Source organism: Streptomyces sp. GQFP, from assembly GCF_021545335.1.
Classification (GTDB): Bacteria; Actinomycetota; Actinomycetes; order Streptomycetales; family Streptomycetaceae; genus Streptomyces.
Genome location: NZ_CP089312.1, coordinates 2,727,224 through 2,752,065, shown reverse-complemented (window position 1 = coordinate 2,752,065; position 24,842 = coordinate 2,727,224). Strand labels below are relative to the sequence as shown.

Here is a 24,842-nt window from a genome sequence, read left to right as displayed (position 1 = left end):
CTCACACCTCCGTCCGCAGCAGCCGCATGTACACCACCGAGAACAGCGAGCCCACCACCAGCAACAGCAGCGCCACCGCCGTCCCGTACCCGATCATGCTTTTCTGGAAGGCCTGTTCGTACATGAACAACGGCAGCGTCTGACTTCGATTCCCCGGCCCACCCCTCGTCATCACCCAGATCAGGCCGAACACCGAAAGCGTCTGCAGCGTGTTCAGCATCAGGTTCGTGCCGATCGAGCGGCGGATCATCGGCAGCGTGATGTGCCACATCCGGCGCCAACCACCCGCCCCGTCCACCTCCGCCGCCTCCGTGATCTCCTTCGGGATCTCGTTCAGCGCCGCCGAGTAAACCAGCATCGAGAACGCCGTACCCCGCCACACGTTCGCGAACGACACCGCCAGGATCGGCAGCGTGAACAGCCAGTTCTGGGACGGGAGATGGAGCCAGTCCAGGATCGCGTTCAGGGTGCCCTCCCGCCTGAAGAAGGCGTACAGCAAGAAACCCGCCACCACCTCCGGCAGCACCCACGCCGTGATCACGATCCCGCCCACCAACGTCCGTACCGGCTTCGACGCCCGCTGCATCAGCGCCGCCAGCCCCAGCCCCAGCGTGTTCTGGCCCACCAGCGACGACAGGACCGTGAACACCAGCGTCAGCCATACCGCGTTGATGAACGCCTCGTCCTTGAACGCCGTACGGAAGTTCTCGAAGCCCACGAACGACGACTCCGCCTGGCCCGTCAACTGGAGGTCTGTGAACGCGATGTAGGCGCAGTACGCGATCGGGCCCGCGAGGAAGAGGAGCAGCAGGACCACCGCCGGAGTGACCGGAAGTGCCCGAGTCAGCGTTCGGGGCAGGGAACGTCCAGGTGCACTCACCGCTTCTCTACTACCTGGTCGCCCGTCGCCGACTTCAGCGCCTCGTCGTACGCGCTCGCCGCCTCCTCCACCGACGCGTCGCCCGTCGTCACGCCCTCCATCGCCTCCTGGATGGCCGTCGAGACCTTCGGGTACGCCGGATACGCCGGGCGGTAGTGCGTGTTCGCCACCAGGTCCGTGAAGAACTTGATGCCGGGCTGGGCGCCGACGTAGGCGGGGTCCGCCGCCACGTCCTTCCGCACCGCTATGCCCGAGTTGGCCACGTACCACTTCTGGGCGTTCGCCTTCGTCTGCATCGTCTTGATGAACTCGAAGGCCAGGTCCGGGTTGGCCGCCTTCGACGGGATCGCCCAGGTCCAGCCGCCCGACATGCTCACCTTGCCCGGCGCCTGGCCCATCTGTGTCGGCATCGCCGCCAGGCCCAGCTTCGTCGACCACTCCGGCCATTCGTGACCGCTGCCCGGCAGCCAGTCCTGCGGGAGCCAGGAGCCGTCGAGGTTGATGCCCAGCTTGCCCTGGGGGAGCCATTCGCCCCGGACGCGGGTCGAGATGTTCGGGTCCAACGCGTCCGACACGTCCGGGCCCAGCTTCTCCTCGTACACCGTCTCGACGAATGTCAGCGCGTCCTTGAAGGCCTGGCTCCCCGCGATCCACTTCTTCGACGAGCCGTCGTACAGGGGGTCCGAACCGCCCTCGCTCCCCGTGCCGTACAGCAGCATCTCGAAGCCCTGCATCGTCGCCGCCTCGCCCGCCGGCTTGCCCGTGTAGACGTTCAGGGGGATGACGTCCGGCACTTTCTCCTTGATCTTGCGGGCCGCCGACAGGACCTCCTCCCATGTCTTCGGCTGCCAGGCCTCAGGCAGGCCCGCTTTCTTGAAGATCGCCTTGTCGAACCACAGGCCCCTCGTGTCCGTGCCGTCCGGGATGCCGTACGTCTTGCCGTCCTCCGCCTTCGCCGCCGTCTTCGCCGTGTCGATGAACTGGTTCCAGTCCGGCCACTTGGCGAGGTAGGAGTCCAGGGGCTTCAAGTACCCGCTGGTGATGTCGGAGTTGATGAGGAACGTGTCCTCGTAGACCAGGTCGGGGGCCGTCTTGGGGGAGCGGAGCATCTGCTGGACCTTGGTGTAGTACTCCGAGTCCGGCGCCTTGATCGGGACCAGCTCCGCCTTCTTGCCGGGGTTGGCCTTCTCGAACTGCCTCTTGATGTCCGCGAGATACGTGTCCATCACCTTGACGGAGTTGTCCGTCGACTGCTTGAAGGAGATCCTCACCGTGTCCGGATCGCTGCCGGAGCTTCCGCCGCAGGCCGTCAGGGAACCGGCGGCGATGGTGAGGGCGGCGGCAACGAGCAGGGACAATGGGGTAGTTGTGCGGGCTGCGGTGGGGCGCACGAGCACGACCTCCTACTGGCCTGACTACTGGCCTGAAAGCCTGTATGGCTGCTCGGTGAACGTAAGCCCACAGGGCCATGGGAAGGAAGAAGCGTGCCTGAGTCTCCGGAGTCACCTGGAGCAGGTGTCACTCTCGGGCAGCTTCTGCTCGCCGAGTACACGGTCCTCAAGGACGAGCAGAAGACCCGTATCGGCTTCCGGGACAACCTTCTCTACGTCACCCTCACCGTCGTCGCCGCCGTCCTCGCGGCCACCGCGCAGGCCGAGCAGCCCGTCATGCTGCTCGCCCTCCCGCCCGTGTGCGTCGTCCTCGGCTGGACCTACCTCATCAACGACCAGAAGATCTCCGCGATCGGTACGTATGTGAGGGAGGAGTTGGGGCCCCGGCTCGGTCTCCTCGCCCAACTCGCCCCGGAGCAGGGGGCTTTCGGCTGGGAGTCCGCCCATCGCTCCGACGCCCGGCGCCGCTCCCGCAAGGCCGTCCAACTCGCCGTGGATCTGCTCGCCTTCTGTGTCGTCCCGCTCGCCGGGCTCACCGTCTACTGGGGCGCCGGCGACATCAGTACCGGACTCCTCGTGCTCTCCGTCGCCGAGGCGATCGGCGTCGCCGGGCTCGCCGCCCAGATCGTCATCTACTCACGCCCTGGCACCTGAGCCCCGTAGCCCTTTGGCCGGCCTACTGCCCCCGCACCCACCGGTACTGCAACTCCGGCCGCCCCACCTGCCCGTACTGCGGGGCCCTTGCCGCCCGTCCCGCGTCCACCAGGTGTTCCAGGTAACGCCGGGCCGTGATGCGCGAGATGCCGACCTCCTCGGCGACCCCGGCCGCCGTGAGTCCCTCGGTGCTGGCCCGGAGGGTCAGCGTGACGCGTTCCAGGGTGGGGGCGCTCAGGCCCTTGGGGAGGGCGGCGGGGCCCGGTGCGCGCAGGCTCGCCAGGGCGCGGTCGACCTCGTCCTGGCCGCTCGCCTCGCCCGCCGCCGCGTGGTACTCGGCGTACCGGACGAGCCGGTCCCGGAGGGTGGCGAAGGTGAAGGGCTTCAGTACGTATTGGACGACGCCCAGTGAGACCCCCTCCCGGACCACCGCCAGGTCCCGCGCCGACGTCACCGCGATGACGTCCGCGTGATAGCCGGCCGCCCGGAGCGAGCGGGCCAGCTGCAGCCCGTGCCCGTCCGGCAGGTGCAGGTCGAGGAGGAGCAGGTCCACCGCCGTACGGTCCAGCGCGCGTCGGGCCTCCGCGCCCGTGTGCGCCTTGCCGACGGCCGTGAACCCGGGCACCCGGCCCACGTACATGACGTGCGCGTCGGCGGCGACCGGGTCGTCCTCCACGACGAGAACGCGGATCGGGTCGGTCGTCGTATCTCTGTGCTTCGTGTCTCTGGGGTCGGTCATACGTCCCCTCCAGGCAAGGCGGGCTCGGCGGGCTGGGCGAGTGCGGGTCCGGGGCCGGGTCCGGTCGGTTCGGCGGGCTGAGCGGGTCGGGCGGGCTCACTGGCCCCGGCGGCCCCGGCGGCCCCCGTCGGCGCCGCAACCTTAGGCAACGGCAGCCGCACCTCGAACTCCGCCCCTCCTCCCGCCGCCTCCGACACCGTCAGCGTCCCCTCGTGCCGGGCCACTGCCTGCCGTACGAGCGCCAGACCCAGACCACGTCCGCCCGGCCCCGCCGGCTTGGTCGTGAAGCCCCGCTGGAAGACCGCCTCCGTGTGGGCCGGGTCGACGCCCGCGCCCGTGTCCGAGACGCGCAGGACCAGCAGGGAGTCCTCCGTGAGGGCCGTCACCGTCACCCGCGACGCGCCCAGGCCCGCCTCTCCGCCGCCCTGGGCCGCGTCCACCGCGTTGTCGATGAGGTTGCCGAGGATGGTGACCAGGTCGCGGGAGGGGAGCGTGTCGGGGAGGAGGCCGTCGTCGAGGCTGCTGTCCTCCGACACCACCAGCTCCACGCCCCGCTCGTTCGCCTGCGCCGTCTTGCCGAGCAGCAGCGCGGCAAGGACCGGCTCGCTGACCGCCGCGACCACCTGGTCGGTGAGGGCCTGGGCCAGTTCCAGTTCGGCGGTCGCGAAGTCCACGGCCTCCTCCGCCCGGTCCAGCTCGATCAATGACACGACCGTGTGGAGCCGGTTCGCCGCCTCGTGCGCCTGCGAGCGCAGCGCCTGGGTGAAGCCCCGCTCGGAGTCCAACTCGCCCATCAGGGACTGGAGTTCCGTCACATCGCGCAGCGTCACCACCGTACCTCTGCGCTCGCCGCTCGATACCGGCGACGTGTTGACGACCAGCACGCGGTCCGCCGTCAGATGCACCTCGTCCACGCGCGGCTCGGCCGACAGCAGCGCGCCCGTCAGCGGCGCGGGCAGCCTCAGCTCGGCCACGGACCGGCCGACGACCTCCCCCTCGTCCTCGTCCAGGACGCCCAGCAGCTCCCGGCCGCCGTCGTTCATCAGCGCCACCCTGTACTGCCCGTCCAGCATCAGCAGCCCCTCGCGTACGGCGTGCAGGGCGGCCTGGTGGTAGTCGTGCATACGGCTCAGCTCGGCCGCGTTCATCCCGTGCGTATGGCGGCGCAGGCGCGCGTTGATGACGTACGTGCCCACCGCGCCCAGCGCCAGCGCGCCCGCCGCGACCCCGAACAGCGCCGTGACCTGGTCCTGGACCCGGGCGCTGATCTCCTCGACCCGGATACCCGCGCTGACCAGCCCGACGATCCGGTCGCCGTCGTGGATCGGAGTGACCGCGCGGACGGACGGGCCGAGCGTCCCGGAGAACGTCTCCGTGAACGACTCGCCGCGCAGCGCGCGCTCCCGGTGCCCGAGGAAGCGCTGACCGATCTGGTCCGGGTCGGGGTGGGTCCAGCGGATGCCCTCGGGGTTCATGATCGTGACGAAGTCGACGTCCGTGTCGCGCTGCACCTGGAGGGCGTACGGCTGGAGGAGCGTCGTCGGCTTCGGAGCGGTCCGGATCGCCTCGCGCACCGAGGGGGCGTCCGCGACCGAACGTGCGACGGCCATCGCCTGGCGGCCCGCCGCGTCCTCGGCCTGGCTGCGGTCACTGACGTACGTGAACAGCGCGTATCCAGCCACCAGGACAGCTATCAGCACGGCCTGCATCGCGAAGAGCTGGCCGGCCAGGCTGCGGGGTCCGGGAACGCGGGGGAAACGCATGCTGTCAGTCTGCCTCTCCTTATAAGTGTGAACTAAATGAACGGAAGGGTGACCGCCCTCACAAGCCGTTAGATAGTCACCGCATCGCAGGGACGCGGTTGGCGGGTCTTGGTCCGTTTTCGGTCGCCGTCCGCGACCCCGACGCACCACCTGATCCGCAGCACATCCCCAGCACAACTTTCTCCCCATCCCCCGGACGTGAGCCGCACGCCGGTGATGCCGACGACGACGTCAAGGAGGGCAGCCGTGGCCACCTCATCCCCAACGGCACCTGCCGCACCCGCCGCGAAGCGGGACCGTACCCACTACCTCTACATCGCGGTCATCGCCGCGGTGGCCGCCGGTATCGCCGTGGGTCTGATCGCCCCCGACTTCGCCGTGGAGCTGAAGCCGATCGGAACCGGCTTCGTCAACCTGATCAAGATGATGATCTCCCCGATCATCTTCTGCACGATCGTGCTCGGCATCGGCTCGGTACGGAAGGCAGCGAAGGTCGGCAAGGTAGGCGGCATCGCGCTCGGCTACTTCGTGGTCATGTCGTTCGTCGCGCTGGGCATCGGCCTGGTCGTCGGCAACCTCATCGAGCCGGGCACCGGCCTCGCGCTGACCGACGCCGTCAAGGAGACCGGCCAGGCGCAGGTCTCGGCCGAGGCCAAGGACACCACGGAGTTCCTCCTCGGGATCATCCCGACCACGTTCGTCTCCGCCTTCACCGGCGGCGAGGTCCTCCAGACGCTGCTCATCGCGCTGCTCGCCGGGTTCGCGATCCAGGCCATGGGCTCGACCGGTGCGCCGATCCTGCGCGGTGTCGAGCACATCCAGCGGCTCGTCTTCCGCATCCTCGGCATGGTCATGTGGGCCGCGCCCGTCGGCGCGTTCGGTGCCATGGCCGCGGTGACCGGGTCCGCCGGTGTCGACGCGCTCAAGCAGCTCGCCGTCCTGATGCTGTCCTTCTACCTCACCTGTTTCCTCTTCGTCTTCCTCGTGCTCGGTGCGCTGCTGAAGATCTTCACGGGCCTCAACGTCCTCTCGCTCTTCAAGTACCTGGGCCGCGAGTTCCTGCTGATCCTCTCCACCTCGTCCTCCGAGTCGGCGCTGCCGCGCCTCATCGCGAAGATGGAACACCTGGGCGTCAGCAAGCCGGTCGTCGGTATCACCGTCCCGACCGGCTACTCGTTCAACCTCGACGGCACCATGATCTACATGACCATGGCGTCCCTCTTCATCGCCGACGCCATGGGTACGCCGATGTCGGTCAGCGAGCAGATCCCGCTGCTGCTCTTCCTGCTCGTCGCCTCGAAGGGCGCGGCGGGTGTCACCGGCGCCGGTCTCGCGACCCTGGCCGGCGGCCTCCAGTCGCACAAGCCCGCCCTGGTGGACGGCCTCGGCCTGATCGTCGGCATCGACCGCTTCATGAGCGAGGCCCGCGCCCTCACGAACTTCGCGGGCAACGCGGTCGCCACGGTCCTGATCGGCACCTGGACCAACGAGATCGACAAGGAGCGCGTCGCGGAGGTCCTCGGCGGCCGGCACCCGTTCGACGAGAAGACGCTCATCGACGAGCACGACGGCTTCCACCCGGAGGACGACACCGACTCCGCCTCCGCGGACGTCCCCGAGCAGGGCGGCGAGAAGGAACTGGCCAAGGCCTGACCGGCCGCCAGGCCGCCTCACCCGCCCGTCGACTCCGGCCCGTCGACTCGGGTCCGTTGACTCCGGGCGGCTGAGATTCTCCCCCGTCTCTCAGCCGCCCGGTCGGCGCACCAGCCCGGTGCCGACACGGACGCCGTTCCCCTCGCTCGACCGACGACTGATCGTCGACCGACCGAAGCTGATCCGAACTGAACAGCAAGTGATCGGTTGCGGCCCGTGGGCCAGTACGTGCGCCTGCTCCCCGGGACACCGGTCTCGGGCCGGCATGCATCGCGGCCGACCAACTGCGCCGAGATCGCTGAGATCACCCAGATCGCCGAGAGCGACGACATACCCGCAAGCCATCTCCGGACGGCCGGACACTCCCCCGTAGTCCGGCCGGCCGGCCCGGGGCACCCGGCAGGTCCGCCGGAGTCCCGGGATCCCGAAAAACGCCGAGCGGCCAGGCACTCCCCCGAAGCCTGGCCGCTCGGCCATTTCTGTTTCCGGCACCAGCACCAGCACCAGTATCAGCACCGGTACGGCGGACGACCGTCGCCTCAGTCGCTCAGCTCGGCCACCAGCGCCGTGGCCCGCGAGGCGGGTACGCCCGCGGTCGTCAGCAGGGTGACCGCGGCGGAGCGGCCCGCCTCCTCCGGGGCCAGGAGCCCGTCGTTCACCGCTTCCATCAGCGCGAACAGCATCTGCTCATGCACGTACGCCAGTGCCGGCGCCGGCAGCGGTGAGCTGAACGCGCCCTCCTCCAGCCCCTGCCGGAGCACCTCGACACAGGCCTCGCGGACCGGGGTGAACCGGTCGCGGATGCCCTGCACGGTGACGCTGCGCTGGGCGAGCCCGACGAGTATCCGGTAGCGGTCGGCGACCTGCCAGACGGCGAGTGTGGTCCGGGCCACGCACTCCGCCGGATCCTTGGCACCCGCGCGACCCTCGGCGTGCGCGGCGGCCACCGCCTCGACCGCGCCGTCGAGCAGCGTGCTGATCAGCGCCTCCCGGCTGGGGAAATGCCCGTACACGGTCCGTCGTACGACACCTGCGGCGCGCGCGATCTGGTCCATCGAGGCGTCGGGGTCGCGCAACAGCTCGGCGAGGGCGACGTCGAGTATGCGGTGGCGGTTGGCGTCGGCGCGGCTGCTGGTGCCCGTGGTCATGGCTGACATTGTGCCTCCCCTTCCTTTTATTTGCACAGCGCTGTGCATCCGAGTAAATTGCACACTGTCGTGCAACTGCACGGTGGTGTGCAAAATGATCGAGGAAGGTGACCCCGCAGCCATGCGACTTGTCATGTCGGAACCCGTCGAAAAGATGGACCGCCCCTACGCCCGGCGCTGGTGGGCGCTCCTCGTGCTCTGCCTCAGCCTGCTGATGATCGTGATGGCGAACACCGCCCTCACCGTCGCCGCGCCCGACATGACCCAGGACCTGGGCCTCTCCAGCGCCGACCTCCAGTGGGTCATAGACGGTTACACCGTCCCGTACGCGGCCCTGATGCTGCTGCTCGGCGCGATCGGCGACAAGTACAGCCGGCGCGGGGCGCTCGTGCTCGGCCTGGTCGTCTTCGGGGGAGGGGCGGTCGCCGGGTCGCTGGTCGACAGCGGCACCGGGGTCATCGCGGCCCGTGCCGTCATGGGGGTCGGCGCCGCGCTGATCATGCCCGCGACGCTCTCCCTCCTCGCCGCGACCTTCCCGCGCGCCGAACGTGCCAAGGCGATCACCCTGTGGACCGCCACCGCCGGACTCGCCATCGCGGCCGGGCCGCTGGTCGCGGGTGCGCTGCTGGAGAACCACGGCTGGGCGTCGACGTTCCTGATCAACGTGCCGATCGTCGTGCTCGCCATCGTCGGCGCCTTCGTCCTCGTACCGCCGTCCAAGGCCGGCCACCAGGACCGGATCGACTACGTCGGCGGGCTGCTGTCGGTGGTGTGGATCGCCGCGCTCGTGTACATGATCATCGAGGGGCCGCACTTCGGGTGGGGCGTCAAGGCGATCACGGCGGCGGTGGCGGCGGGGCTCGGCCTGGTCCTCTTCGTGGTCTGGGAGCTGCGCCACCCGCGCCCCGTCCTCGACGTACGCCGCTTCACCCAGCGCCGGTTCGCGGGCTCGAACCTCGCGGTCGCTCTCTTCTTCCTGGCGGTCTTCGGAGCGTTCTACTACCTCACCCAGCACCTCCAGTTCGTCCTCGGCTACGACGCCCTGGACACCGGGCTGCGCATGCTGCCCCTCGCGGGCGCGGTCTTCGTAGGCTCGGCGCTCACCGGTTACCTCACCCCGCGTATCGGCATGAGGATCACGGTCACGGCGGGCATGGTCGGCGGTACGGCTGCCCTCGCACTGCTCTCGCAGGTCGACTCCGGTTCGTCGTACGGGGATTTCGTCGCGCCTCTCGTCATCCTCGGCCTCGCGATCGGCCTCGCCCTCTCCCCGTGCACGGACGCGATCATGGGGGCTTTCCCCGAGTCCCAACTGGGCGTCGGCGGTGCGGTGAACGACACCTCGCTGGAGCTGGGCGGTTCGCTCGGCATCGCGGTCCTCGGCTCGCTGCTCTCGACGTCGTACGCCTCTCATCTGACCGATGCGACGGCTGGCAGCAAGCTGTCGGCGAGTGCACTTGAGCAGGCGCAGGATTCGGTGGGTGCGGGGTATCAGGTGGCCCAGGCGATCGGTGAGCAGGCTCAGCAGGTCGCGGGGCGGGCGGCGAGTGCGGGGACGCCTGAACAGGCGGCCGAGTTGAAGGCACAGGCCACCCAACTTGCCCAGGGGGCACGTCAGATGGCGGACGCGGTCGGGTCCTCCTTCGCGGATGCGGTGGCGTACACGAGTCTGATCGGGGCGGTGATTCTGGGGGTGGGGACGGTGCTGGTTGCTTTCCTGCTGCCGGGAAAGGGGAGTGGTTCGGAGGGGGCGGAGGAGGAAGTGGCTGAGGGGGCTGAGCTGGTGGGCGCGGGGCGGTGAGGCGAGCTTGGTGGGGCGGGGGCGAGAAACTCAGGGGCGGCGGGTCAACGGACCTGCCGCCTTGACCGTGCGGAGTACCGGTGCCGTCTCCAGCGTGTGGATGCCGGGCAGCTGGGAAAGGCGCCGCGTCAGATACGTGTGCAGCGCCGCCGGACCCGCACACACCGCCTGAGCCACCAGATTCGTCGCCCCGGTCGTCGCCGCGACGAACGCCAACTCACCATGCCCGGCCAGTGCCCGCGCCACGCGATCCAACTCCGCCGGAGCCACCGACATCCACAACAGCGCCTGCGAAGTCGCCCCCAGCACACTGTCGTTCAGGTCGATGTCGAAGAACAGCGCCCCGGAGGAGCGGAGTTCCGTCAACCGCCGGGCAACAGTCGCCGGTGACCAGCCGGTGGCGGTCGCGAGTGAGGCGACGCTCGCCCGGCCGTCGTGCGCGAGCGCGTCGAGGAGGGTGCGGTCGGCTTCGGTCAGGGGGCTGGACGGCACTGCCGACTCGGTTTCCTCCGGTCGCAGGCCACGTACCTGATCTTCCGTCAGCACGTTCGTCCGCCCACCCCAGGTCGTCGGCCCGCCGACATACGTGTGCAGCAGACTGTGGGCCGACACCGACGTGATCCCGGCCGTGCGCGGGATGTCGTGGAGCAGGAGGGCGTGGCCGTCCGAGACGTCCAGAGGGGTCCGGACCACGGCCAGGATCTCCGTACCGCCCGACGCCAGCCGTACCCACGAGGTGTCCGGTCGGTGGGCCAGTGCGCGGGCCAGGTCCTGCGCGCTGTGCGGCACCGCAGTCAGCCGCAGCAACCACTGGACCTGCCCCGCGTGTCCCGGCGAGGCCAGCCCGACCACCCGCAGGCCGGCCTCGGCGCGCAGCCGCCGGTAGCGTCGGGCGGCCGTCTGCGCGGAGACCCCGAGCACGGCACCGATACGGGCGAAGGGAGCCCGCCCGTCGATGTGCAGGGCGTGCACCAGGCCCCGGTCGATCGCATCGAGCATGGATGAAATCCTTGTGCGGCGGGCTGTATATGGACGAAATCATCAGTCTAGGGGCGGGTGGTGGAAGCCGCGTGCTGTCTGCGCGCACTCTCCTCCCCATGCCGACCGACACGAACACCCACACGCAGACCCACCCCCGCTCCCACGCCGGCCTCGTCGTCCTCCTCATCGCCGAGGCCATGAACCTCCTCGACGCCACGATCACGACCGTCGCCGCGCCCGCGATCCACGCCGGACTCGGCGGGCCGGTCTCGGACATCCAGTGGTACGGCGCCGCCTACACCCTGCCCTTCGCCGTGCTGCTGATCACGGGCGGGCGGCTCGGTGACATCGCCGGGCGGCGGCGGATCTTCCGGATCGGCGTCGCGGGCTTCGTGCTCGCCTCGCTGGTCTGCGCGGCGGCCCCCTCGGCCGGTGCGCTGATCGCCGCGCGGGCCGTACAGGGTGCCGCGGCGGCACTGGTCGTACCACAGACGGTCGGGCTGATCCGGGCCATGTACGACGGCGACGGACTTGCCCGCGCGATGGGCAGCATCGGGCCGGTGATGGGCCTGGCGGCGGTGTGCGGGCCGGTGCTGGGCGGGGTGCTCACGCACGCCGGGTCCTGGCGGGCGGCGTTCCTCGTGAACGTCCCGCTGGGCCTCGCCGTCCTGGCCGCCGCCCGGCTCCTCCCCGAAGACTGTTCCGCCGCCCGCCCTCGTCTCGACCTCACCGGGACCGCACTGGTGAGCGGGGCCGTCGGTCTCCTGACGTATCCCCTGATCACCAGCAGCAGTTGGCCCTGGCTCGCCCCCTCGGCCGTACTGTTCGGTGTCTTCGTCCTGCACCAGCGCCGCCGCGCCCGTCGCTCACGCAGCCCGCTCGTCGAGCCGAGCCTGCTCCTCGGCAACCGGGGCTTCCCGGCCGCCCTCGTCTGCTCGCTGCTCTTCTTCGCCACCGTCAACGGCCTGCTGCTGGTCGTCGTGCTGCAACTCCAACTCGGGGCCCATATAGGGGTGTTGGCGGCCGGGCTGTCCCTCGTACCGTGGTCCGCCGCGATGGCCGTGTCGTCGTTGGTGGCGGGCGGGCGGCTCGTCCCGCGTTACGGGGCGCGGGTGATGTACGCCGGCCTGGGCACCCTCGGGGCGGGCGCGGTGGCGGCCATCGCCGCGTACGCCAATTCCCCCGCCTCCGGGGCCCGTTACCCATGGCCGCTGCTCCTCGCGTTGGCCGTCTGCGGAGTGGGCCAGGGACTTTTCGTCGTCCCGTTCTTCACCGCCGCCCTGCACCGGGTGCGCCCGCACGAGACGGGCTCGGCCTCCGGACTCCTCAACGCCGTACAGCAGTTGGGCGGCACGCTCGGAGTGGCCCTGCTCGGCGGGGTGTTCCTGCGGGCGGGGACGGTGCTGGGCGGGGCGGAGGCGGCGTTCGGGACGGCGATCGGGCTGCTGGCTCTCACCGGGGTCGCCGCCGTACGCCTGGTGAGGAGTACGGGTGCTGGTACGAGTACGGGCCCGGCTGCCTGATCAGACAGCCGGGCCCGTGCCCGGACCGGGACCCGGCCCCGGCCCCGGCCCCGGCCGCAGGTCCGCCACCAGCCGGAAGCGTTCCAGCACCGCCATCGTCGAGTCGTCCACCGTGAACCCGGGGTCGTCCAGGGCCGCCCGCACCCCGTCGCTGTGCCAGAACCGTTCGTGACCGGCACGCCAGGCGGCCACGTCGGCGTAGCCCTCGCCCTCGTCGAGTGCGTGGGCGAGGTCCACGTCGGCCAGCGGGACGACCCGTACGCCGGTGACCTCGATGATGCCGACGGGCCGGTCGGCGGAGTCGACGACCACCGAGCGGCCGCCGACCTCCGGCAGGGGCTCGCCGTCGTGTTCGTAGTCGACGACGAGCCCGGTCGTCGACGTCTTGGAACCGTCGAGGATCGCGGCGACGAGCTGGTCGCGCAGCGGGCCGGGGAAGGCGAACTCGGCTCTGGGCAGGCGCGAGGGATCGTCGGGCCGCGCCTGTGTCATGGGGGTCATGGGATCACGCTAGGTGGTCTTCTCCGAGCCGGAGTCCGCATCGGGGCCCAGCGTCTCGGCGATCGCCCGGGGCAGCCATTCCTGTACGTGGCCGAAAGTGAATCCGAGTTCGGTGGCACGGGAATTGTCCATGCCGTACGAGCGGGCGAAGGAGAACGGGGAGATCTCGCCTACGTCCACGTTCTGGAAGACGGTCCTGCCGCTCGGGATGTACTGGGCAACGGCCGCGCACAATTCCTCAGTGGTCAGCAGGCCGTGGGACGCCGCGTTCACCGGCCCGGTGAAGTCCTGGCCCACCGCCCAGAGCATGAAGTCGGCGATCTCCTCGACGTGGATGTAGGTCGCGGGCCGGTTCTCGGTCGGTACGGCGATCGGGGCGCCGGCCCGGATGCGGGTGGCGTAGTGGTCGAGCCGGCCGGTGAAGTCGTCGTTCCCGCCCAGGACATGGGCGACGCGCACGGAGGTCCAGGTGTACGGGGACTCCGTACCGTCGGCGTCGGCCGCGAAGACCGCCTCGGCCTGGCGCTTGCCCTCGCCGTAGTGCGTGTCGCGGAACTCCGCCCGGTCCCAGGGGAGTTCGAGGTCGACGGGGACGGTACGCGGATCGACGGCGTCCTCGCGCACGGGGACGACGGCATCCTCGTAGACGAGGGAGTCCTCGTACTCGTACACCTCGATCGTGGACGTCATCACATAGCGGCGGGTGCGGCCGTCGGCGAAGACGCGCCGGGCGATCGCCGCCTGGCGGGGTGTGTAGCAGACCTGGTCGACGACGGCATCGAAGGTACGGTCACCGAGAGCGGAATTCAGGGCGGCTTCGTCGTCGCGGTCGGCGACTACGTGAATTGCGCCGGTGGGCGGGGAAGCGGAACCCCGGTTGAGAACGGTGACCCGGTCTCCGGCCGCGATCAGCCGGTCGACGAGCCGCTTTCCGAAATAGCGATTGCCGCCGATGACCAATACGTCGCACATGATGTTCCTCCCCGTAGCGGACCTTGCGATCATAATTCTCCTGGCGCACCAGCCAGTTCTGAAGGGGAAGTAATGGGACATCCGGCCGAAGCACCGAAAGAACCACGGCAGTGGCGGCCCGCCGCCAGCGAAACGTCGGTGGCCTTCGACGCCCTGGACCGGCAGATCCTGGAACTCCTCCAGACCGACGGCCGGATCAAGCTGAGCGAGCTGGGCCGGAGGGTACGGCTGAGCCCGGCGGCGGTCACGGAGCGCGTACGCCGGCTGGAGTCGGCGGGCGCGATCACGGGATACGGCGCCCATGTCGACCCCGCACGCCTCGGCTACGGCATCCAGGCCTTCATCCGCGTCGACCCGCACGGCGGCTACACCCTCAAACACCCCAGGACCCTGGAGCTGCTCGCCCGCCCCGAGATCATCGAGGTGCATCACGTGGTCGGCGAGGACTGCTGGATCCTCAAGGTGGCCGTCGAGAACACGGCGCATCTGGAGGATGTCCTGGAACAGACGTCGGCGCTGGGCCGGACGACGACGTCGATAGTCCTGTCGTCCCCGGTGGAGCGAAAGCCGCTGCTGCCACCGGGATGAGGCCGTGAGGTCCCTGCGGGAGGCGGCCTTGCCTTGACGTCGGCGTCAAGGACTACGTTCGTACGTATGCGAATCGGCATGCGAATCGGGGAGCTGGCGGCGCGGGCCGGGACCACCACACGGACCCTGCGGTACTACGAGTCACGGGGGCTGCTGCCCGCGCGGCGCACGGACAACGGCTACCGCGCCTACGACGAGGGCGACCTGAAGCTGCTCCGGCAGATCCGGACGCTCCAGGACTTCGGGTTCGACCTGGAGGAGACGCGGCCCTTCGTGGACTGTCTGCGGGCGGGCCACCCGGAGGGCGACTCCTGCCCGGCGTCGCTCGCCGTCTACCGCCGCAAGCTGGACGAACTCGACGCGCTGATCGGCGAGTTGCAGTCGGTCCGGGCGAAGGTCGGCGAACAGCTGACGCGGGCCGAGCGAGCGCGAGACGAACTGGCGGCCGAGGCGACGGTTCCGGGCGGCCCGGAACCGGCATGCGAGTGGGGAGGACGAACACGATGACCAAGACGACGGGCGTGCCCGAGGTGACGGACGCGGACTTCGAGAAGGAGGTGCTCGGCGCGGACCTGCCGGTCCTGGTCGAGTTCACGGCGGACTGGTGCCCACCGTGCCGCCAGATGGCCCCGGTACTGAGCGCGCTGGCGGCGGAGGAGCCGGACCGCCTGAAGGTGGTCCAGCTGAACGTGGACATGAACCCGCTGACGACCAACGCCTACCGGGTCCTCTCCATGCCGACGTTCATGGTCTTCCGGGCCGGGGAGCCGGTCCGGTCGATGGTGGGCGCCCGCCCGAAAAGAAGGTTGCTGGAGGAGCTGGCCGACGTACTCTGACGTACTTCGACACGCACCGACCTGGCAGAGAGCAACTCCCATGCCCATGACCACGACCCTGTGGCGGCCGACCGGCCCCAAGGAACTGGACCTCGTCCGCGAGCTGGACTGGCGTGCCTGGCCGCCGCGGCTGCCCGAGCAGCCGATCTTCTACCCGGTCCTCAACGAGGAGTACGCGATCAGCATCGCGCGGGACTGGAACGTCAAGCACGACGGCGCCGGCTTCGTGACGCGGTTCGAGGTCGACTCGGCGTACGTGAGCCGGTTCCCCGTCCAGCAGGCGGGTGGGCGGACGATCCTCGAACTGTGGGTGCCTGCCGAGGAGCTGGACGAGTTCAACGCCCACATCGTCGGCGAGATCCAGGTGGTCCACGAGTTCCGCTGAGCCCCGGAAACACAAGAAATCCCCCGAGCGATTGCGCTCGGGGGATTTCTTTGCGTATATTCAATGGTTCGCGACTTTATCGGGTTGATTCGATCGAGTTCGCGGAGAAGTTCAATGAGCAGAGTATATCCGAGCGGGAGCGGAATTGTCAAACAGGGGCGCAAACACGGAATCAACTCACGATGAATTGCGGAGTGAGCAGGAATTCGTCGACGGGCTCTACGCCCGCGTCGACGTTCTGCGCGGCGACACCGAGCACTCCGTCACGGACGCGCTCGCGCAGGGCAGTACGCCGATGCAGGCCCGGCTCGAACGGGACGTGCTCGTCGCCGAGCGGTCGGGGCTGCTGGCCGCGCTGAACGCCGTCGACGGGTCGCTCTGTTTCGGGCGGATCGATCTCACCTCCGGCATCACCCACCACATCGGCCGTATCGGACTGCGCGCCGACGACGCCGAACGCACCCCGCTGCTCATCGACTGGCGGGCCGAGGTGGCCCGGCCCTTCTATCTCGCCACCGGGCACACCACGATGGGGCTGCGCCGGCGCCGGCACATCAGCACCGACGGGCGCCGCGTCACCGGCCTGCACGACGAGATCCTCGACCTCGGCGACGACACCCGCACCGGCTACGAGGACCCCTCCGGCGACGCCGTGCTGCTCGCCGCGCTCGACTCCGCCCGTACCGGCCGGATGAACGACATCGTGCAGACCATCCAGGCCGAGCAGGACGAGATCATCCGCGCCCCTCATCGGGGCGTGCTGGTGGTGGAGGGTGGTCCTGGCACCGGTAAGACCGCCGTCGCGCTCCACCGCGCCGCCTATCTGCTCTACGAGCACCGCGAACTCCTCGCCAAACGTGCCGTGTTGATCGTCGGGCCCAACCCCGCCTTCCTCGGCTACATCGGCGAGGTGCTGCCCTCCCTCGGTGAGACCGGGGTGCTGCTCGCTACCGTTGGGGAGTTGTTCCCGGGAGTGAAAGCCGCTGGCGTCGACTCCGCCCGCGCCGCCGTCGTCAAGGGGCGCGCCGAGATGGCCGACGTGCTGGCAGCCGTCGTACGGGACTGGCAGCGGCTGCCCGACCCCGTCATCGCGATCGAGCACGACCGGGACATCCTCATGCTCGACGCCGGGCTCGTGGGAGTTGCGCGGGAGCGGACGCGTGAGGCGAAGCTGCCGCACAACGTCGCGCGCGAGCATTTCGAAGGGCACATCCTCAACACGCTCACCGAGATGGTCGCGGAGCGCATCGGCACCGATCCATACGACGGCAGCAACCTTCTCGACCCCAGCGACATCACCCAGATCCGCGACGACCTCGCCGAGAACCGTGAAGTCTGGGCCGCCATCGAGCAGTTGTGGCCGCGTGTCACGCCCCGGCGACTGGTCGCCGACTTTCTCGCCGCTCCCGAGGGGTACGTGTCCGCCGCCGACGCCGATGCCATCCGGCGGCCCGTCACCCGGGCCTGGACGACCGCCGACGTACCGCTCCTCGACGAGGCCGCCGAGCTGCTCGGCGAGGACGACCGGGTGTCCCGGGCTCGGGCGGAGCGCGAGCGGAGTAGTCAAGTCGCCTACGCGCAGGGTGTGTTGGATGTCTCCTACGCTTCCCGTACCTATGAGTTCGAGGACCTCGACGCGGAGGACTCCGAAGTCCTCTCCGCGCACGACATCATCGACGCCGAGCGCTTCGCCGAGCGGCACGAGGAGGACGACCTTCGGAGCGCCGCCGAACGGGCCGCCGCCGACCGCACCTGGGCGTTCGGGCACATCATCGTCGACGAGGCACAGGAGTTGTCGCCGATGGCGTGGCGGCTGCTTATGCGGCGCAGCCCTACCCGCTCCATGACCCTGGTCGGCGATCCCGCGCAGACCGCCGAACCGGGCGGCGTCGGGGCCTGGGCGGACATCCTCGCGCCGTACGTCCAGGACCGCTGGGAGCACGCCCGGCTGGGCGTCAACTACCGGACCCCGGCCGAGATCATGGACGTAGCGGCAGCCGTGGTGCGGGCGGAACGGCCGGACTTCGTGCCGCCGACCTCCGTACGGTCGACCGGAGTGCGGCCGTGGGTGCGGGCCGTTGAAGGTGGCGACCTTGCTGCTTCCGTGGAGAAGGCCGTCGGGGAGTTGGCGCCCGTCGAGGGGCGGCTCGCCGTCATCGCTCCGCGCGCGCTGCACGAGGAGCTGGCCGCGCGACTGGACGGCGTCGAGGCGGGGGCCGAGCCCGATCTGACGCGAGGTGTCGTGCTGCTCGATCCCCGGCAGGCAAAGGGGTTGGAATTCGACTCCGTGCTGGTGGTGGAGCCGGGGGAGTTCGGCACGAGTGACCTGTATGTGGCGCTGACCCGGGCCACTCAGCGGGTGGGTGTGCTGTATCGGGGGGAGTTGCCGGTGTCGCTGTCTGTTTCTGTGCCGTGACGGCGAGTTCCGTGTACCAAGGGTCACCAAGACGTAACAGTTCGCGCCATGGTCACCGCTCGTGTACGGCCGGTGCGGTATGCGTGGCGGTATGGAAGCCCATCCCTTCGCGACCGCGCCGGCCGACAGCCCGGTGCTCGAGTCGTTGCCTGTGGAACCGCTGTTGACGTCGGAGTTCGACGCCGACCCGGGCGGCGTGTACGCGCGACTGCGGCGCACCTACGGACCCGTGGCGCCGGTGGGTCTGATGGGCGTACCGGTGTGGCTGGTTCTCGACTACCGCGAGGTGCTGGAGGTACTGCGGAACGAGAGCGTCTGGCGGCGGGACGTGCGGTACTGGCGGGCCCGGGCACAGCACCAACTGCCCCCGGACTGGCCGCTGCTCGCGGGGTACGAGGTACGGCAGACCATGTTCATGGACGACGAGGAGCACCTCGCCGCCCGCCACACCCACCATGCGGCGATGCGGCCGTTCCAGGACGGGCACAGCCCGCAGGGCTGGGAGCTGCGGGCGACGGTCGCGCGGTACGCCGACGAGCTGATCGGGATGCTGGCGGCTGAGTCGGGCACGGCCGGGTTCGCCGACCTGGGCGCCCAGTACACGCGGCCGTTGCTGCTGATGGTGACGACGAAACTGTTCGGGTGCCCGGTCGAGCTGGGCGACGAACTCGTCATGGACCTCTGGCGGATGCTCGACGGCGGGCCGGACGCGGGCCCGGCGACCGGGCGGGCGCTGGCCGCGATGACCCGGCTGGCCGCGCACCGGCGCGCGCGGCCCGGGGACGACCTGACGTCGTACATGCTGCTCGCCGACCCGAAGCTGTCGGACGAGCAGTTGGGGCGCGAGCTGTTCATGAACGCCGTGTACCTCAACGACATCACCGGGAACATGGTGCTCAACACGCTGTTGGAGGTGCTGCGCGGGAACGCGACCGTGCGGCGCAGTCTGTCGGCCGGGCAGCTCGGGGAGACCGTCAACCGGGCGGCGCTGGTGAATCCACCGGTCGCCAACATGTGCTTCCGGTTCGCGGCCAGGGATGTGCTGTTGGGGAACTTCTGGATCCGGGGCGGGGACGCCGTCCTGCCGTCGGCGGCAGCGGCGCACCGGGATCTGATCGCGATCGGGGCGTCCCACATGGTCGGTTCGACGGTCAGCACGAGGGCGCATCTGGGGTGGGGCGCCGGGCCGCACCAATGTCCCAGTGCGGCACGGGAGTTGGGCGGAATGATCGTGACCACGGCCGTGGGACGCATCTTCGACCACCTGGCCAAGGCCGAACTGACCCTGCCCGCCGACCAGTTGCCGTGGCGGTCGGGGCCGGTGGTGCGAGGGCTGCGGGTGCTGCCCGTTCGGTATGAGTTGAGCGGTGGTGTGGGAAGGGGAGTTGGCGGGCCGCGGGGAGAGGCAGAGGCAGAGGCAGTGGGGGAGTCGGTGGTCTCCGATGGAGACCGGCAGGTGAAGGGGTTGTTGGGGGCGCTGCGGAGGCTGATGTTCGGCGGGCGCTGACGCCCATGCCCACGCCCGCGGGGCCGCGTATCGCCGGCGTATCGGAAACCGGATACGCCACCGCAACGGCCCTCCGTTTCCCATGGAGGTATGGACTCCAACGCGTCTCTGCCGGCACCGCCCCACCGCACACGCCGGATCGTGCTCCTCGGCCTCGCGGTTCTCGGCCTGGCGGGCGCCGCGTACGTCGTGCAGGGGCCGCTCATGATGGCCGCACCGAGGTGCATGGCCGGGCGGTGGCACGGCTGCTACGACACGTTCAACGGTGTGGTGCTCATGACGGTGGTCCTGCTGCCGTTGGCGGTGCTGGTGGCGTCGGCTCTGGCGTACCGTCGGCGTGCCGCCGGGGTCGCTTCGGCGTGGCGGCTGTCGCTGGCCGAGGTGGGCATGGTCCACGGGACGCTGCCGTTCGTCTGGATGACCCTGATGCCGGGCAGCGAGCCTGGCACCGCCCCCGCCCGGGTGAGCCTCGTACCCCTGCGGGACCTGGTCACGATGGGGCCGCTCGGGATCGCCGGCAACCTGCTGGTCTTCGCGTCCCTGGGGTTCTTCGCCCCGATGCGGTTCGCTGCCCTGGCGTCCGTGCCGCGCGTCCTGGCGCTCGGGGCGGGCTGCTCGGTCCTGGTCGAGACCGCGCAGTACGTCTTTCAGCTCGACCGCGTGTCCTCCGTGGACGACGTCCTGGTCAACGCCACCGGCGCCGTACTGGCCGGGCTGGCGTCGCGCCGCTGGTGGCGTACTCGTACCGCGCATACGCCGGCGATATCGTGCGCTGCCTAGGCTTCGGGTATGCGCGTACTGATCGTGGAGGACGAGCCCTATCTGGCCGAAGCCGTCCGGGACGGTCTGCGCCTTGAGGCGATCGCCGCCGACATCGCCGGTGACGGTGACACCGCCCTGGAACTGCTCAGCGTCAACTCCTACGATCTCGCGGTCCTCGACCGTGACATCCCCGGCCCCTCCGGCGACGAGGTCGCCCGGCGCATCGTCGCCTCCGGCAGCGGCATCCCGATCCTCATGCTCACCGCCGCCGACCGGATCGACGACAAGGCCTCCGGGTTCGAACTCGGCGCCGACGACTACCTCACCAAACCCTTCGAGCTGCGGGAACTGGTTCTCCGGCTGCGGGCGCTGGACCGCAGGCGCGCGTACGCCCGGCCCCCGGTCCGCGAGATCGCGGGCCTGCGGCTCGATCCCTTCCGCCGGGAGGTCTTCCGCGACGGACGCTATGTCGCGCTGACCCGTAAGCAGTTCGCCGTCCTCGAAGTCCTCGTCGCCGCCGAGGGCGGGGTCGTCAGCGCCGAAGAGCTGCTGGAACGGGCCTGGGACGAGAACGCCGACCCCCTCACCAATGCCGTGCGCATCACCGTCTCCGCACTGCGCAAACGACTCGGCGAACCCTGGATCATCGCCACGGTGCCCGGCGTCGGCTATCGCATCGACACACCACCGGAGGCCGGGCCCGAGGGAGGAGACCGTGGAGACGGTGGAGACCGTGGATAGAGCGTCCGGGCTGAGCGGCCGCGCCAAGCTCACCCTCAGCTACGCCGGATTCCTCATGCTCGCCGGCGCCCTGCTGCTCGCGGCGGTGTGGGTGTTCCTCCTGCGGTACGTCCCCGAGCGCGCGCTCATCGTCCCCGGTTCCACCGGCGTCCCCACTGATGTGTTTCCCGTCCGGTCCAACCTCCTGCGCGTCTTCGCCCCGAGGGCGGCCGCAGTGCTGGTGATCCTGCTGGTGATCGGCCTCGTAGGAGGGTGGATCCTCGCCGGCCGGATGCTCGCACCCCTCACCCGGATCACCGACGCGGCACGGATGGCCGGGAGCGGGTCGCTGGCCCACCGGATCGGGATGAAGGGCCGCCAGGACGAGTTCCGTGAACTCTCCGACACGTTCGACTCGATGCTCGAACGACTGGAGTCCCATGTCGCCGAGCAGCAGCGGTTCGCCGCGAACGCCTCCCACGAACTGCGCACCCCGCTGGCCATCTCACGGACACTCCTCGACGTCGCCCGCAAGGACCCCACACGCGACCGGGGCGAACTCGTCGAGCGCCTGCACGCAGTCAACGCACGGGCGATCGACCTCACCGAGGCCCTTCTGCTGCTCAGCCGCGGCGACCGCGGCGACTTCACCCGCGAGCGCGTCGACCTCTCCCTCCTCGCCGAAGAGGCCGCCGAAACGCTGCTTCCGCTCGCCGAACGGCGCCGGATCACCCTCGACGTCACCGGCGGGGCGGCCGGGACCAGCGGCTCCGCGGAACTCCTGCTGCGGATGGTGACGAACCTCGTCCAGAACGCCGTCGTCCACAACCTCCCCGACGGCGGCACCGTGACGGTCCACACCGAGGCGTACGGCGACACGAGCGTCCTGCGCGTCGAGAACACGGGCCCTCAGCTGCCCCCGGAACTGGTACCGACCCTCACCGAACCCTTCCAGCGCGGAACGGAACGCGTACGCACCGACGAACACGCCGGCGCCGGCCTCGGCCTGGCCATCGTGCACAGCATCGTCCGCGCCCACGACGGCACCCTCGACCTCGCCAGCCGCCCCACCGGCGGTCTCGTCGTCACGGTCAGGCTCCCTGGCCCGCCGCCCTAGCAACTGCTGTTACGCCGGCCGCAGCCACACCGTCGCCAGCGGCGGCAGCGTCACATGGATGCTGGTCGCGCGGCCGTGCCAGGGCTGAGGGTCCGGTTTCAGCGGGGCGGGGTTGTGGATGTCGGCGCCGCCGTAGCGGGACGCGTCCGTGTTCAGGGCCTCGTGCCAGGCAGGGACCGTGTCCGGGACGCCGATGCGGTAGTCGTGGCGGACGACCGGCGAGAAGTTGCTGATCGAGATCAGCGGGGTGCCCTCCGCGTCGTAGCGGACGAAGGCGAAGACGTTGTCCTCCGCCGCGTCCCCGACCAGCCACTCGAAGCCCGACGGCAGCGTGTCCTGCTGCCAGAGCGCCGGGGTGTCCCGGTACACCGTGTTCAGGTCGCGCACCAGGTCCCGTACACCCCTGTGGTCCGGCTCCGCGCCGTACGCCGGATCCAGCAGCCACCAGTCGGGGCCGTGCGCCTCCGACCACTCGGCGCCCTGGGCGAACTCCTGGCCCATGAAGAGGAGTTGCTTGCCAGGGTGCGACCACATGAAGGCCAGGTACGCCCGCTCGTTGGCCCGTTGCTGCCACCAGTCGCCCGGCATCTTCGACACCAGAGAGCCCTTGCCGTGGACCACCTCGTCGTGCGAGATCGGCAGGACGTAGTTCTCGCTGTACGCGTACACCATGGAGAACGTCATCTCGTGGTGGTGGTGCTTGCGGTGGACCGGGTCGTGCTGGACGTAGCCGAGCGAGTCGTGCATCCAGCCCATGTTCCACTTCAGCCCGAAGCCGAGGCCGCCGAAACCGCCGGGCCCGGTGTGGTGCGTGGCCCGGGTGACACCGTCCCACGCCGTGGACTCCTCGGCGATCGTCACCACGCCCGGCACCCGCCGGTACACCGTCGCGTTCATCTCCTGGAGGAAGGCGACCGCGTCCAGGTTCTCCCGGCCGCCGTGCTCGTTCGGCACCCACTGGCCCGGCTCGCGCGAGTAGTCGAGGTAGAGCATCGAGGCGACCGCGTCGACGCGCAGCCCGTCTATGTGGAACTCCTCGCACCAGTAAAGGGCGTTCGCCACAAGGAAGTTGCGCACCTCCCGCCGACCGTAGTCGAACTCCAGGGTCCCCCAGTCCGGGTGGGCGGCACGCAGCGGATCCTCGTGCTCGTACAGCGTGCGCCCGTCGAACTCGGCCAACGCCCAGTCGTCGCGCGGGAAGTGAGCGGGGACCCAGTCCATCAGTACGCCGATACCGGCCTGGTGAAGGGCGTCCACCAGGTACTTGAAGTCGTCCGGGGTGCCGAGGCGAGCCGTGGGCGCGTAGAACCCGGTGACCTGGTAACCCCATGAACCCCCGAAGGGATGCTCAGCGACCGGCATCAGCTCCACATGCGTGAAGCCCATGTCCCGTACATAGGCGGGGAGTTGCTCGGCGAGTTGACGGTACGTCAGACCAGGGCGCCACGACGCCAGATGAATCTCGTAGATCGAGAAGGGCGCCTCGTGGGCCGGGGTCTCCGCCCGCCGGGCCAGCCACTCCTCGTCCTGCCACTCATGGCGCGAACTGTGCACGATGGACGACGTGTTGGGCGGCACCTCGGTCCGCCGGGCCATCGGGTCCGCCCGCAGTGTCTTCGAACCGTCCGGGCGGGTGATCTCGAACTTGTACAGCTCGCCCTCGCCGATGCCCGGCACGAACAGCTCCCAGACCCCGGTCGCGCCCAGCGAACGCATCGGATACGCCGTGCCGTCCCAGAAGTTGAAGCCCCCGGTCACCCGCACCCCGCGCGCGTTCGGCGCCCACACGGTGAACCGGGTGCCGGTGACGCCCTGGTGGGTCATCGGCTCGGCGCCCAGGGCACGCCACAGCTCCTCGTGCCGGCCCTCGCCGATCAGATGCAGGTCCAGATCACCCAGCGCGGGCAGCAGCCGGTACGCGTCCTCCGTCTCCACCACCTGGCCGTCGTACGCGATGACCAGCCGGTACTCCGGAACGCCCCGCAGCGGCAGCGCACCCGAGAAGAAACCGTCCCCGTCGTCGTGCAGCTCGGTCCGCAGATCCCCCGACACGACGGTCACCGACAGCGCGTACGGCCGCAGCACCCGGAAAGCGACCCCGCCCGGCAGCTCGTGCGCGCCCAGGACGGAGTGCGGATCGTGATGCGTGCCGGCCAGCAGCCGTTCGCGGTCGGAGGCGTCCATCGCCGGGGAGGTGAGGGGAACAACGGCCACGGTGTCCTCGGGGGCGGGGCTCTCAGGAGCGGGGCTCTCGGAAGCAGGGCTTGCGGAGGCAGGGCTCTCGGGAGCGGCCTCGACCGGCTGCGGGGCGGACTTCTCCTGCTCCGGCTTCTCCTGCTCCGGCCTCTTCTGCTCCGGCTTTTCCTGCGCCGACTCTTTCTGCTCCAACTTCTTCGCCGCCTTCGTCTTCCCGTTCGTCTTCCCGTTCTTCTTCTCGGGATCCTTCTTCGCGGACGTCTTCTTCTTGGGACCGCTGGACGGGTGGCGCGGGGTCACGGGCGGGGG

At 69.9% G+C, this 24,842-nt stretch carries 22 protein-coding genes; 13 read left to right on the top strand and 9 right to left on the bottom strand.

Annotated elements, in window-relative coordinates; all coding sequences use genetic code 11:
* Position 1: 1 nt before the first annotated feature.
* Positions 2-880, bottom strand: a complete 879-nt coding sequence (locus LUX31_RS11865; RefSeq protein ID WP_235474745.1) for a carbohydrate ABC transporter permease — start codon at positions 878-880, stop codon at positions 2-4.
* Positions 877-2,277: an extracellular solute-binding protein gene (locus tag LUX31_RS11860; RefSeq protein WP_443045949.1), complete on the bottom strand. Its 1,401-nt coding sequence runs from the start codon at positions 2,275-2,277 to the stop codon at positions 877-879. Before LUX31_RS11860 ends, LUX31_RS11865 begins: the two co-directional genes overlap by 4 nt.
* A gap of 87 nt (positions 2,278-2,364) precedes the next feature.
* Here LUX31_RS11860 and LUX31_RS11855 point away from each other — a divergent pair, with 87 nt between their 5' ends.
* The gene (locus tag LUX31_RS11855) at positions 2,365-2,925 is read left to right on the top strand and encodes a hypothetical protein (RefSeq protein WP_235474743.1); all 561 of its coding nucleotides are present in this window, start codon (positions 2,365-2,367) and stop codon (positions 2,923-2,925) included.
* 22 nt (positions 2,926-2,947) lie between these two features.
* Here LUX31_RS11855 and LUX31_RS11850 read toward each other — a convergent pair whose 3' ends face one another.
* Both LUX31_RS11850 and LUX31_RS11845 read right to left on the bottom strand, forming a co-directional pair.
* The gene (locus tag LUX31_RS11850; protein WP_235474742.1) at positions 2,948-3,664 is read right to left on the bottom strand and encodes a response regulator; all 717 of its coding nucleotides are present in this window, start codon (positions 3,662-3,664) and stop codon (positions 2,948-2,950) included.
* Positions 3,661-5,427, bottom strand: coding sequence for a sensor histidine kinase (locus LUX31_RS11845; RefSeq protein ID WP_235474741.1), 1,767 nt, complete (start codon positions 5,425-5,427; stop codon positions 3,661-3,663). The genes LUX31_RS11850 and LUX31_RS11845 overlap by 4 nt, the downstream gene beginning before the upstream one ends.
* Positions 5,428-5,643: 216 nt before the next feature.
* On the opposite strand from LUX31_RS11845, the gene LUX31_RS11840 reads away from it, so the two are divergent.
* Positions 5,644-7,080 carry a cation:dicarboxylate symporter family transporter gene (locus LUX31_RS11840; protein ID WP_443046052.1) on the top strand — a complete coding sequence of 479 codons (1,437 nt, stop codon included), beginning with the start codon at positions 5,644-5,646 and terminating at the stop codon, positions 7,078-7,080.
* A 539-nt stretch (positions 7,081-7,619) separates the two neighbouring features.
* On the opposite strand, the gene LUX31_RS11835 is transcribed toward LUX31_RS11840, so the two are convergent.
* Positions 7,620-8,237: a TetR/AcrR family transcriptional regulator gene (locus LUX31_RS11835; protein WP_235474739.1), complete on the bottom strand. Its 618-nt coding sequence runs from the start codon at positions 8,235-8,237 to the stop codon at positions 7,620-7,622.
* A gap of 112 nt (positions 8,238-8,349) precedes the next feature.
* Between LUX31_RS11835 and LUX31_RS11830 the strand changes: the two genes are divergently transcribed.
* A complete protein-coding gene (locus tag LUX31_RS11830) occupies positions 8,350-10,029 on the top strand; it encodes an MFS transporter (RefSeq protein WP_235474738.1) in 1,680 nt (559 codons plus the stop codon).
* A gap of 30 nt (positions 10,030-10,059) precedes the next feature.
* Here LUX31_RS11830 and LUX31_RS11825 read toward each other — a convergent pair whose 3' ends face one another.
* Positions 10,060-11,028, bottom strand: a complete 969-nt coding sequence (locus LUX31_RS11825) for an Lrp/AsnC family transcriptional regulator (RefSeq protein WP_235474737.1) — start codon at positions 11,026-11,028, stop codon at positions 10,060-10,062.
* A gap of 98 nt (positions 11,029-11,126) precedes the next feature.
* Between LUX31_RS11825 and LUX31_RS11820 the strand changes: the two genes are divergently transcribed.
* A complete protein-coding gene (locus LUX31_RS11820) occupies positions 11,127-12,533 on the top strand; it encodes an MFS transporter (protein ID WP_235474736.1) in 1,407 nt (468 codons plus the stop codon).
* Here LUX31_RS11820 and LUX31_RS11815 read toward each other — a convergent pair whose 3' ends face one another.
* A complete protein-coding gene (locus LUX31_RS11815) occupies positions 12,534-13,034 on the bottom strand; it encodes an ASCH domain-containing protein (protein WP_235474735.1) in 501 nt (166 codons plus the stop codon). It abuts the gene before it with no gap.
* A gap of 9 nt (positions 13,035-13,043) precedes the next feature.
* Entirely contained in the window at positions 13,044-14,006 is a 963-nt protein-coding gene (locus LUX31_RS11810; protein ID WP_235474734.1) for an NAD-dependent epimerase/dehydratase family protein, read from the bottom strand.
* Positions 14,007-14,078: 72 nt separating this feature from the next.
* On the opposite strand from LUX31_RS11810, the gene LUX31_RS11805 reads away from it, so the two are divergent.
* From LUX31_RS11805 to LUX31_RS11765, 9 genes are all read left to right on the top strand, one after another.
* A complete protein-coding gene (locus LUX31_RS11805; protein ID WP_443045948.1) occupies positions 14,079-14,594 on the top strand; it encodes an Lrp/AsnC family transcriptional regulator in 516 nt (171 codons plus the stop codon).
* A gap of 78 nt (positions 14,595-14,672) precedes the next feature.
* The gene (locus LUX31_RS11800; protein WP_235479889.1) at positions 14,673-15,101 is read left to right on the top strand and encodes a MerR family transcriptional regulator; all 429 of its coding nucleotides are present in this window, start codon (positions 14,673-14,675) and stop codon (positions 15,099-15,101) included.
* 14 nt (positions 15,102-15,115) lie between these two features.
* Positions 15,116-15,430, top strand: coding sequence for a thioredoxin family protein (locus tag LUX31_RS11795; RefSeq protein ID WP_235479888.1), 315 nt, complete (start codon positions 15,116-15,118; stop codon positions 15,428-15,430).
* Between the two features lie 40 nt (positions 15,431-15,470).
* Positions 15,471-15,815, top strand: a complete 345-nt coding sequence (locus LUX31_RS11790; protein ID WP_235474733.1) for a hypothetical protein — start codon at positions 15,471-15,473, stop codon at positions 15,813-15,815.
* 127 nt (positions 15,816-15,942) lie between these two features.
* Positions 15,943-18,231, top strand: a complete 2,289-nt coding sequence (locus LUX31_RS11785; RefSeq protein WP_235479887.1) for a HelD family protein — start codon at positions 15,943-15,945, stop codon at positions 18,229-18,231.
* Between the two features lie 91 nt (positions 18,232-18,322).
* Positions 18,323-19,738 (top strand): cytochrome P450, encoded by a 1,416-nt coding sequence (locus tag LUX31_RS11780; protein ID WP_235474732.1) that lies wholly within the window; start codon positions 18,323-18,325, stop codon positions 19,736-19,738.
* 90 nt (positions 19,739-19,828) lie between these two features.
* On the top strand, positions 19,829-20,518 hold the full coding sequence (locus LUX31_RS11775) for a VanZ family protein (RefSeq protein WP_235474731.1): 690 nt from the start codon (positions 19,829-19,831) through the stop codon (positions 20,516-20,518).
* Positions 20,519-20,527: 9 nt separating this feature from the next.
* Positions 20,528-21,241, top strand: a complete 714-nt coding sequence (locus tag LUX31_RS11770; protein ID WP_235474730.1) for a response regulator transcription factor — start codon at positions 20,528-20,530, stop codon at positions 21,239-21,241.
* Entirely contained in the window at positions 21,234-22,337 is a 1,104-nt protein-coding gene (locus LUX31_RS11765; RefSeq protein WP_235479886.1) for a sensor histidine kinase, read from the top strand. Before LUX31_RS11770 ends, LUX31_RS11765 begins: the two co-directional genes overlap by 8 nt.
* A gap of 9 nt (positions 22,338-22,346) precedes the next feature.
* Here the strand turns inward: LUX31_RS11765 and glgB are convergent, their stop codons facing one another.
* On the bottom strand, positions 22,347-24,833 hold the full coding sequence (gene glgB, locus LUX31_RS11760; protein ID WP_235474729.1) for a 1,4-alpha-glucan branching enzyme: 2,487 nt from the start codon (positions 24,831-24,833) through the stop codon (positions 22,347-22,349).
* Positions 24,834-24,842: the final 9 nt, after the last annotated feature.